Source organism: Candidatus Palibaumannia cicadellinicola (assembly GCF_002855795.1).
Classification (GTDB): Bacteria; Pseudomonadota; Gammaproteobacteria; order Enterobacterales; family Enterobacteriaceae; genus Baumannia; species Baumannia cicadellinicola_C.
Window position 1 is genome coordinate 1 of sequence record NZ_NJPO01000037.1, and the last position, 8,185, is coordinate 8,185.

An 8,185-nucleotide genomic window follows, 5' to 3' on the forward strand; every position below is an offset into this window, starting at 1 on the left:
TAATACCGCATACAAAAAACAGGCTTACCGTCTGCTATTAAATCGTAAGTTTACTAAACAAGCACTAACCGGGATGCAGGAACTGCTCGCCTTGGCTTATGTCAAAATTATCGACCAGTCTTAGCAGTAAGTCACGTATAGTAATCACTCCTGGCGAACCAGCTGGGATTGGGGTAGATCTCGTTGTAATGCTGGCTCAGCAGACGTGGCCGGTAGAAATGGTAATCTGTACAGATCCCTACTTACTGACGGCCCGGGCACAGCAGCTTGGTCTCCCGTTGCTACGACTGCATTATTATCAGCCTGATCAACCAGCTGTCATTCACCCTGCTGGTGAACTTACCGTGCTGGCACTTCGTACCCCAGCAGTAGTAACTCCTGGAGTTCTTAACGTAGCTAACAGTCACTATGTTGTAGCAACGTTAGCCCGTGCCTGTGACGGCTGCCTTAGCGGTGAGTTTGCAGCACTACTAACTGGACCAGTACATAAAGGGATAATTAACGAATGTGGTATACCATTTAGCGGTCAGACCGAATTTTTCGCAGAACGTAGCCAGAGAAAAAGAGTGGTGATGATGCTTGCAACCAATTCGCTGCGCGTGGCGTTAGCTACGACGCATTTGCCACTAAGTGCGGTGCCAGGGGTTATTAACCATCAGATGCTATATGATGTAATTACCATACTAGTAGATCATTTACGCCAGCAATTAGGTATTATGCAGCCGTGGGTTTACGTCTGCGGCTTAAATCCGCATGCCGGCGAAGGTGGCCATATAGGCCGTGAGGAGATTGACGTGATAAGACCCGCGTTAGATGTACTACGCGCTGAAGGTTATAATATAGTGGGTCCACTACCGGCTGATACTATTTTTCAGCCTAAATATCTACAGCATGCTGATGTAGTACTAGCTATGTATCACGATCAGGGTTTGACGGTGCTTAAGTACCAAGGATTTGGGAGAGCAGTAAATATCACCCTTGGCTTACCTTTTATTCGCACTTCTGTTGATCACGGTACCGCACTTGAACTAGCCGGCACTGGACTAGCAGAAACAGGCAGCATTAAAAATGCTCTCAATATCACCATAGATATGATAACCAATAGTTATGCATAACTATTATTATCAGGGCCATTTAGCACGTAAATGTTTTGGTCAGCACTTCCTACGGGACAGCAATATTATCAAATCAATCGTAGCTGCCATTGATCCTCAACCTAGTCAGGCTATAGTTGAAATAGGACCAGGTTTAGGTGCACTTACCAAGCAGGTAGTAGAGCATCTAGATACCATGACTGTTATTGAGCTTGACCGCTATTTAGCTGCCCGCTTAGCTAGTCATCCTGTTATGCAGTATAAGCTGAACATTGTGCAGCAGGATGCGATAAAGGTGAACTTTGCCGACCTGTCAACAAAACTGGGTCATAAGTTACGAATTTTTGGTAACTTACCCTACAACATTTCTACACCACTAATTTTTTGCCTTTTCCGCTATATTGATGTCATTCATGATATGCACTTTATGCTACAAAAAGAAGTAGTCAATCGGCTAGTAGCCAGTCCTAATAATAAAAATTACGGTAGGTTAAGCGTAATAGCTCAATACTATTGTCAGATCAACCAGGTTCTAGAAGTTCCGCCAGAGTCTTTCAGACCAGTACCTAAGGTTGACTCAAGAGTAGTGCGGCTAGTGCCTTACGCTACACCACCCTATCCGGTCAAAGATATTAACCAGTTATCTACCTTGACCCGCCTTGCATTTAACCAGCGTAGGAAGACTATCCGTAATAGTCTAGGCAACTTGTTCAGTGTAGAACAGTTGTTAAAATATGGAATTATTGCCACGCTCCGCGCAGAAAACCTGAGCGTTGAACAGTATTGCTGTTTAGCTAGTGTGCTGGCGGAGCGTCTAACTTAATAAGGAATAAGGAATAATGACTAAAAGGACTAATAGGAGTGCCTAAATAATGACTAATTCGTCCCGTGTTTGCATTCAGGTCCAAAGCATGTACATTGAAATGCAGTCTCAGCCAGAGGATAATCGCTATGTTTTTGCTTATACCATCACACTGCGCAATTTAGGACGACATAATATTCAGCTTATGAGTCGCTACTGGTTGATTACTAACGCTTATGGTCAGGAAACAGAAGTACAGGGCAAGGGTGTCGTAGGAGAACAGCCGTTAATTTTAGCTAGGGGCGAGTTTCAATATACTAGTGGCGCTGTTCTAGAAACGCCGCTAGGCACGATGCAGGGATATTACGAAATGCTTGATCATAAAAGACAAAGCTTTCGTGTTGCTATCCCTGTCTTCCGTCTCGCCATTCCTACTATCATTAACTAATTAATGTCTACTTACTTAATCGGTGATATCCACGGTTGCTATGATGAGCTGCAGGCTATTCTAGAGCAAGTTAATTTTGATTCGTTTATGGATACGCTTTGGCTAACTGGAGATCTAGTGGCCCGTGGCCCACGTTCACTGGAGGTACTACGTCTGATACGTAAGCTAGGTGACAGTGTACGAATTGTGCTCGGCAATCACGATTTACATTTACTAGCAGTGTATGCCGGTATTGTTCGCAATCAGCTTAAAGATAGTACTACATTACTACTGGAAGCGCCGGATGCCGATGATCTAATGAATTGGCTACGTTGCCAGCCGGTATTACAGGTAGATAACCAGAACAAAATGGTGATGGCCCATGCAGGCATTACCCCGCAATGGAACATTGATACTGCCCTACAATGTGCCAGGGAAGTTGAAGCAGTACTAAGAAGCGATAGTTATCCGATATTGTTGAACACGATGTATGAAGATATGCCTAATCATCATCACTGGAGCGAAGAGCTCAGTGGTCTGGCGCGGTTGCGGTTTAGTACAAACGTATTCACCCGTATGCGCTACTGCTTTCCTAATGGTCAGCTTGATATGATCTGCAAGGATATGCCTAATAAAGCTCCGGAACCGCTACGCCCTTGGTTTACCTTACCTAGTTTGATTGCGGAAAACTACAGTATTATCTTTGGCCATTGGGCTTCGATTCTGGGAAATGCTACACCAGAAGGGATTTACGGTTTAGATACCGGCTGCTGTTGGGGTGGCGAATTAACTTTATTGTGCTGGGAAGATAAGAAATTTATCCGTATTCCTTACGCCGGAATAAAACATTGGTAATTGGTAAAAATATTATCGGCGTTCGATAATTTCGAAGCAGTAGCTAGGGGAAGCATGGTGGAATTCACTGAAGGTTACCCGCCATTGATCAGGTTGATAATCTGGAAACCAGGTATCGCCCTCTGCTTGAAGATCAATATGAGTTAGATAAAGTCTTTCTGCCTGGGCAAGAAAAATATTATACACCTGTGCCCCCCCAATTACCATTACTTCCGCTACATTACCAGCCGCTGCCAGCGCCTGGATAGGGTTATTAACCCAGATAATCCCCGCATGTAGTTTGATTGAACTACGGCTCAAGACGATATTAAGCCTACCAGATAAAGGCTTATTAAGAGATTCAAAAGTTTTACGGCCCATAATCACCGGCTTATTGCTAGTATGATATTTAAACCATGTCAGATCGTCTGATAAATGCCAAGGCATGGCATTTTTCATTCCTATGATCCTATCTGCTGTTAGCGCAGCAATTAAGCTAATAATCATTTATTAATTATTAATAATTTTTGAGTGCATCTCTTGTATCGAAATCACTTTTGCTGTAGCATCAGCATTAAGCGACATAGCGGTGGCAAAAGCACCATTCATAGTAGTATCGTAATGTACTTGATATTGTATCGCCCTGCGCCTCATCAGCTTAAAATACTCAATAGACTTACGTTCAGGAGTGGTAGTTACAATATAACTATATTCACCATTTTTCATTCTATCTTGAACTTGAATATCTGAGTTTATTTGATCCACAGTCTTTACCAGACGTGCATGAATACCTGATTTTGTCAGGATCTCAGCGGTACTCTCTGTTGCGTCTAGCTCGAAGCCATGCTGAAGTAATTTCATGGCGAGATCTACGACTCGGTCTTGATTTTGTTCATCGATCGATAGAAAAACTCGTCCCTTTTTGTTAATGCGAGATTGACTACTAAGCATAGCCTTGGCGAAGGCTTCAGGAAAAGTGCGGCCAACTCCCATGACTTCACCAGTAGAACGCATTTCGGGTCCTAGAATGGGGTCTATGCCTGGAAATTTATGGAATGGAAGCACTACTTCTTTCACGGAATAGTAAGGTGGAATAACCTCATGGGTGATTCCCTGCTCAATTAGAGATTTACCAATCATCACTTTAGTGCCTACTTTAGCAAGTGCTACTCCAGTTGCTTTAGAGACAAAAGGGACGGTACGGGCAGCGCGCGGGTTAACCTCAATTAAGTAAACTTCGTTATTTTTAACCGCAAACTGCACATTCATCAGGCCGATGACTTGGAGCTCAAAAGCAAGTTGTTCTACCTGCCGACGCATTTCGTCTTGAATTTTATGGTTCAGAGTGCAGGCTGGTAACGAACAAGCAGAGTCACCTGAATGCACACCTGCCTGCTCGATATGTTCCATAATGCCGCAGATTAAAACTGTTTCTCCGTCGCAGATGGCATCTACATCTACTTCTATTGCATCATCAATAAATTGCTCTAGCAGTACCGGTCTTTCAGGGTCATGAGAAGATAGACTAAATGCTTTCTGGAAAGAGAACAGCAAATCTATCTCGTCATAAATAATTTTCATGGCTCTGCCGCCTAAGACATAAGAAGGACGTACCATAAGTGGATAACCTATGGTAGCTGCTTTTGCTACCGCCATATCCATACTAGTCACAGTCACGTTGGTAGGCTGTTTCAAACCCAGGTGATTTATCATTTTCTGGAACCTTTCTCTATTTTCAGCACGGTCAATAGCGTCAGGTTGGGTTCCTATTATTGGTACTCCCTCTGCTTCTAATGCGCGCGCTAGTTTGAGTGGTGTTTGTCCACCATACTGCACAATAACGCCATCAGGCTGTTCTATACGCACAATCTCTAAGATATCTTCTAAGGTAACAGGCTCGAGATAGAGTCGGTCTGAAATATCATAATCAGTAGACACCGTCTCTGGATTACAGTTAACCATAATAGGTTCATAACCTTCTTCACGTAATGCTAGCAGAGCATGCACGCAACAATAGTCAAATTCAGTGCCTTGGCCGATACGATTCGGCCCCCCGCCCAATACTATAATTTTTTTACGATTATGAGAGGGATCAGATTCACACTCATCATCATAGGTAGAGTACATGTAAGCCGTATTCGTGGAGAACTCAGCAGCGCAGGTATCGACCCTCTTATAGACTGGATAGAGGTTATAATTTTCTCTTAATTGGCGAATATCAACTTCCTCTACACCTACTAATGTTGCTAGACGCGCATCAGCGAATCCTTTACGTTTTAATTTACGAAGATAATCTGCTTTCAAAACAGTAATACCAATGTTTGCCACATTCGTTTATAATTGTATGAGTTCTTCAATTTGCATCAAGAACGGGCGGTCGATATGGGTAAGATGAAATACATTGTCTACTGACATGCCAGCGCGGAACGCGTCCGCTACGAACCAAATGCGTTCGCTGCCGGGATTTTGAAGCTCATGTTCGATTATTGTTAGTGCTTCTGGATCTTCCAGTTTTACTTTAGGATCAAAACCTTTTACGTCTACTTCCAGGCTTCGTAATGCTTTTTGTAGCGACTCTTGTTGTGTACGTCCTATAGCCATAACTTCGCCAACAGATTTCATTTGTGTCGTCAGACGATCACTGGTACCGGAGAATTTATCGAAGTTAAATCGTGGTATTTTTGTTACGACATAGTCGATAGAAGGCTCAAACGAAGCCGGTGTTCTACTGCCGGTGATACTGTTCATCAGCTCATCAAGATTATAGCCGACCGCCAACTTTGCCGCGATCTTTGCGATGGGAAATCCCGTTGCTTTAGAGGCCAAAGCCGAGGAGCGCGATACGCGTGGATTCATTTCGATAATCATGAGTTGTCCTGTCTTAGGATTCACCGCAAACTGCACATTAGAGCCACCAGTTTCCACACCAATTTCACGCAAAACGGCCATAGAGGCATTACGCATGATCTGATATTCTTTATCAGTAAGTGTCTGCGCTGGTGCAACGGTGATAGAATCTCCGGTATGAATGCCCATAGGGTCTATGTTTTCGAGAGAGCAAACGATGATGCAATTATCTTTATGATCGCGTACTACCTCCATTTCATATTCTTTCCAACCTATGAGTGATTCTTCTATTAATAGTTTACCGTTCTTAGAACAATCTAGCCCACGTTCGCAAATTACTTGAAAATTTTTTCTATCGTAAGCAATACCACTTCCTGTCCCACCTAACGTAAATGAGGAACGAATAATACAAGGAAACCCAATGTTAGCGACTACAGCTAGTGCTTCTTTCATGTTGCTGGCAAAACCTGAACGCGGGGTTTCCAAACCTATTTTCTTAATGGCTTTGTCAAAAAGCTGGCGATCTTCCGCCTGCTCAATAGCATGGGCGGTAGCGCCTATCATCTCTACTCCAAACTCTTTTAGTACTCCTTGACGGTCTAAGTCCAGTGCGCAGTTTAGTGCTGTCTGGCCGCCCATAGTCGGCAGCATCGCATCGGGGCGCTCTTTTTCAATAATCTTGCGTACTACTTCCCAATCAATAGGCTCGATGTAAGTAGCATGAGCCATATCGGGGTCAGTCATGATTGTCGCAGGGTTAGAGTTAACTAGGACTACTCGGTAGCTCTCCTCGCGTAGTGCTTTACACGCTTGCACACCGGAGTAATCAAATTCACAGGCCTGGCCAATAACGATTGGGCCGGAACCTATAATCAGTATGCTTTTTATATCGGTACGTTTTGGCATGTAGGCATTCTTACTTATTTATTATGTGATACTGAGAACGATAGGCAACAATTAATTGAATAAAGTGATCGAACAGTGATACGACATCGTGTGGCCCTGGGCTGGCTTCGGGATGTCCCTGAAAGCTGAATGCAGGTTTATCAGTGCGATGTAAGCCCTGTAGGGTACCGTCAAATAGAGATATATGAGTAATTCTCAGTGTGTCTGGCAACGTATGCTCGTCTACCGCAAAACTATGGTTTTGGGAAGTGATAATAACTTTACCGGAGACTAAATCCTTAACAGGATGGTTATTACCATGATGACCAAACTTCATTTTTACCGTTTGAGCACCACTAGCCATAGCTAGTAATTGATGGCCCAAACAGATACCAAATAGTGGAATATCAGTGGTCAGAAAGGTCTGGATAGCCGCAATAGCATAGTCGCATGGTGCTGGATCACCAGGGCCATTGGCCAGTAAAATTCCGTCTGGATTCATCGCTAGTACGGTATCCGCCGTAGTCTTGGCCGGTACAACAGTAAGCCGACAGCCGCGATCGACTAGCATACGCATAATGTTGCGTTTGATGCCGTAATCGTAAGCAACAACATGATATGGTAAATATGTCTTGGCAGCCTGTACCGACAGTCTCTCCTTAAGGTTCCAACTACCCTGAGTCCAGCTATATGGTTTAGTTGTACTGACTTCTTTTGCTAAATCAATGCCATTCAAGCCAGGGAATTCACGCGCTTTGCGTAGCGCTAGCTTCGCATTTGACATATCACCGACGATGATGCAACCATTTTGTGTACCTTCTTCGCGTAGCAAACGCGTTAACTTACGGGTATCTATTTCTGCTATTCCGATGACATTTTTTTGCTCTAGATATTCAGACAGTGGTAGGGTACTGCGGTAGTTGCTAGTCACAAGTGGTAAATTACGGATAACCAAACCTTGCGCTTGTACACGCAAGGATTCGTTATCGATTTCATTGGTACCAGTATTACCGATATGAGGATAAGTAAGAGTCACAATTTGATGAAAATAAGAAGGATCAGTGAGAATTTCTTGATAACCAGTCATAGATGTGTTGAAAACTACTTCCCCTACTGTTGTACCTTCTGCTCCTATGGCTGTACCATAGAATTGAGTTCCATTTTCCAGAACCAACAGCGCTTTTCTTGTCAAAAGAGCCTCCCATTCAGAAACATCAAAATATTATCAATTTGACACGTTACTTTGTTTGTTTACTATAGGTTTTTGATTTACCTAGTAGCTAATCAACCAAAGCG

Annotated in this window: 6 protein-coding genes and 1 pseudogene; 4 read left to right on the top strand and 3 right to left on the bottom strand. The window is 43.4% G+C overall.

What is annotated here, in order from left to right; translation table 11 throughout:
• Positions 1 to 98 precede the first annotated feature (98 nt).
• From pdxA to apaH, 4 genes are read left to right on the top strand one after another with little or no spacing between them, the layout of a single operon-like run.
• Positions 99 to 1,115, top strand: coding sequence for a 4-hydroxythreonine-4-phosphate dehydrogenase PdxA (pdxA, locus tag CEX73_RS00610; protein WP_101626694.1), 1,017 nt, complete (start codon positions 99 to 101; stop codon positions 1,113 to 1,115).
• Positions 1,108 to 1,917: a 16S rRNA (adenine(1518)-N(6)/adenine(1519)-N(6))-dimethyltransferase RsmA gene (rsmA, locus tag CEX73_RS00615; protein WP_101626695.1), complete on the top strand. Its 810-nt coding sequence runs from the start codon at positions 1,108 to 1,110 to the stop codon at positions 1,915 to 1,917. Before pdxA ends, rsmA begins: the two co-directional genes overlap by 8 nt.
• 49 nt (positions 1,918 to 1,966) lie before the next feature.
• Positions 1,967 to 2,344 (top strand): Co2+/Mg2+ efflux facilitator ApaG/CorD, encoded by a 378-nt coding sequence (gene apaG / locus CEX73_RS00620; RefSeq protein WP_101626696.1) that lies wholly within the window; start codon positions 1,967 to 1,969, stop codon positions 2,342 to 2,344.
• 3 nt (positions 2,345 to 2,347) lie between these two features.
• Positions 2,348 to 3,178 (top strand): bis(5'-nucleosyl)-tetraphosphatase (symmetrical) ApaH, encoded by an 831-nt coding sequence (apaH, locus tag CEX73_RS00625; RefSeq protein WP_101626697.1) that lies wholly within the window; start codon positions 2,348 to 2,350, stop codon positions 3,176 to 3,178.
• Between the two features lie 12 nt (positions 3,179 to 3,190).
• On the opposite strand, the gene folA is transcribed toward apaH, so the two are convergent.
• The 3 genes and pseudogenes from folA to carA all read right to left on the bottom strand — a co-directional run bounded on the left by folA (position 3,191) and on the right by carA (position 8,081).
• Positions 3,191 to 3,664 (bottom strand): type 3 dihydrofolate reductase, encoded by a 474-nt coding sequence (folA, locus tag CEX73_RS00630; protein ID WP_101626698.1) that lies wholly within the window; start codon positions 3,662 to 3,664, stop codon positions 3,191 to 3,193.
• Positions 3,665 to 3,667: 3 nt separating this feature from the next.
• A pseudogene (carB, locus tag CEX73_RS00635) lies at positions 3,668 to 6,910 on the bottom strand (carbamoyl-phosphate synthase large subunit).
• A 10-nt stretch (positions 6,911 to 6,920) separates the two neighbouring features.
• Positions 6,921 to 8,081, bottom strand: a complete 1,161-nt coding sequence (gene carA, locus CEX73_RS00640) for a glutamine-hydrolyzing carbamoyl-phosphate synthase small subunit (protein WP_101626699.1) — start codon at positions 8,079 to 8,081, stop codon at positions 6,921 to 6,923.
• Positions 8,082 to 8,185: the final 104 nt, after the last annotated feature.

What these genes read in the sequence shown, in the direction of transcription:
- pdxA (WP_101626694.1), top strand. Translation starts at nt 99, where the DNA reads ATGTCAAAATTATCGACCAGTCTTAGCAGTAAGTCACGTATAGTAATC.
- rsmA (WP_101626695.1), top strand. Translation starts at nt 1,108, where the DNA reads ATGCATAACTATTATTATCAGGGCCATTTAGCACGTAAATGTTTTGGT.
- apaG (WP_101626696.1), top strand. Translation starts at nt 1,967, where the DNA reads ATGACTAATTCGTCCCGTGTTTGCATTCAGGTCCAAAGCATGTACATT.
- apaH (WP_101626697.1), top strand. Translation starts at nt 2,348, where the DNA reads ATGTCTACTTACTTAATCGGTGATATCCACGGTTGCTATGATGAGCTG.
- folA (WP_101626698.1), bottom strand. Translation starts at nt 3,664, where the DNA reads ATGATTATTAGCTTAATTGCTGCGCTAACAGCAGATAGGATCATAGGA.